The 1680-nt window shown below is 39.5% G+C and carries 2 protein-coding genes; both read right to left on the bottom strand.

Annotated elements, in window-relative coordinates; genetic code table 11:
- Positions 1 to 495 precede the first annotated feature (495 nt).
- Positions 496 to 894 (bottom strand): hypothetical protein, encoded by a 399-nt coding sequence (locus FCV43_RS14755; RefSeq protein WP_136995634.1) that lies wholly within the window; start codon positions 892 to 894, stop codon positions 496 to 498.
- 136 nt (positions 895 to 1030) lie between these two features.
- Positions 1031 to 1438 (bottom strand): hypothetical protein, encoded by a 408-nt coding sequence (locus tag FCV43_RS14750; RefSeq protein WP_136995633.1) that lies wholly within the window; start codon positions 1436 to 1438, stop codon positions 1031 to 1033.
- Positions 1439 to 1680 lie beyond the last annotated feature (242 nt).

The following is a 1680-nucleotide window of genomic DNA, read 5'->3' as shown; positions in this document are numbered from 1 at the left end:
TGAACTCAGAAGTAAAATGGATAGTTCGAAACTCAATCATAGACAACAAAACGCACTTGGCTAAGAAGCGAAATGAGTTGAAATTGGAGTCATTCGATTAGCCTAAATGACAAAGAATTCGAGCGAGAAACCTGACAGCAAAGTGCGCTGAAGCCACAACTTTCAATGAAGTTCCCACAAAAAAGAAGCCGCGCAAAATGAACTTGAGCCAGCAAACTTACTAACGAGGAGACTTGCGTGACGTTGCAGCTAATTAACCGACGCACTTTCTACGTGCGATGGTCATTTTGATGGCAACTTTCACGAAACGAACAGATGTGTAGCTCGAACGCAGAACAAAGATAAACGGATAATTTAACCCTTTGAATCTTATGCAATATAACGCCCAATTAACTTGCGCAGCAACGCAATACAGTGGTTCTGCATTGCGCCATAATCACTAAACCTGATTAGAAGTAAAAATGCCACGCGTTGCAAGTCAGGTTGAATTGTTTGTTATGTGCGCCCTTTTTGGTTGTAGTAACGCTTCCGATAATGAATGTAGCCAGATCTTTCTTTTTCGAAGTCATTTTTTATGGCAAATGATGCCATAAGAATTGTAACCAGAACAACTAGCATCAGCCAAAGATGAATAGTTGCTAATATAAATACATAAGCAATACACCCACTCACCAGACCAATTGCGAAAAGGCTAGCCAATGCTTCTTGTTTTTCAAAATATGTATAAAAGACACGGTGAACAAGTAACGACCCCAATGAAATCACAGAAAATGACAAAGGTACTAATTGGATCAAACTAACTTCTACCAATTTGGTGGCACACGCTAGAATATAAGCTGATTGAACTACTAACATACCAGACACTAGGCTTTCTAAATGTTGCCTATATTTCATAACTCCCTCCGAGCACATAACGCCCAATTAAGGTGCGACAACGCTATAAAACCCAAGCTAAACCATTGCACCGTAAACACAAATTTCAAATCGGAGTGAAATCGGCAAGCGTTAGGAGTCACTCTTAAATTGTTTGTTATACGATATCACGCGCCAAGTCCTGCTCAACTCGTTTTAACGCTGTTAATTCTTGATCCGCTCTACCGCTAGCAACCGTTATCCATTGGAGACCAACCTCATCTTGATGCTCAAATTCAACTTGAAGTTGGTACTTTGAGCGAACGATAGAAAGGAATAAAACAACTGGGAACGTAAATAGTAAAGCAACTAAACCAGCATTGATACTAAAGCCCCAAGGAGTAGAAAATGGCTCGAACAACCACAAAATACTTGAAACTATAGCTGAAGTAACAGTTGCTTTAATTAAGTGCGAAGACACCTTATTTTCAACAACTTTAACGCTCTTAATCTGGCTAAGAGCATAACTATCCTTTTTGACCGTCAATCGACCATTAACTATTGAAAAGTCAGATATTTGAAACATACCACTTCCTCGTTTGGGTTAAAGAGTTAGAGAAATATTTCCACAAACGATTAGACGCATTGTTAAACATAAGAAAATGATATGCAACGACTTTTCACACCGTACGTCGTATAACGCCCAATTAAGGTGCGACAACGCTATGACACCCAAGCTAAACCATTGCACCGTAAACACAAATTTCAAATCGGAGTAAACTCGCCACGCGTTGGGAGTCACTCTTAAATGTTTGTATGGATAATAGG

The sequence above is a fragment of the Vibrio genomosp. F6 genome, assembly GCF_005146325.1.
Taxonomy (GTDB): domain Bacteria; phylum Pseudomonadota; class Gammaproteobacteria; order Enterobacterales; family Vibrionaceae; genus Vibrio; species Vibrio cortegadensis.
Note: the sequence above shows the minus strand (reverse complement) of the source record. Positions and strands in the feature narration are given on the sequence as shown.